At 47.4% G+C, this 266-nt stretch carries 1 rRNA gene; it reads right to left on the bottom strand.

The features are described from left to right. Positions 1–164: 164 nt before the first annotated feature. Positions 165–266, bottom strand: a 16S ribosomal RNA gene (locus HP548_RS00125); the annotation flags it as partial.

Genomic DNA, 266 nt, shown 5'->3' with positions numbered 1-266 from the left:
TTCGCAATTTTCGTTTCGATATCTAGTTTTCAAAGAACAAGCTCCATGCAAAAGCAAGCTGTTTGAGAGTTTGAGCTCTCAAAACTGAGCAACGAGTGAGTAACTAGCCGACCTGGCTAGATTTTGTATTTGAATGTTTCCACTCGGGAAACGATTCTCCATAGAAAGGAGGTGATCCAGCCGCACCTTCCGATACGGCTACCTTGTTACGACTTCACCCCAATCATCTATCCCACCTTCGGCGGCTGGCTCCTTGCGGTTACCCC

Source organism: Paenibacillus taichungensis, assembly GCF_013359905.1.
GTDB lineage: Bacteria > Bacillota > Bacilli > Paenibacillales > Paenibacillaceae > Paenibacillus > Paenibacillus taichungensis.
Note: the sequence above shows the minus strand (reverse complement) of the source record. Positions and strands in the feature narration are given on the sequence as shown.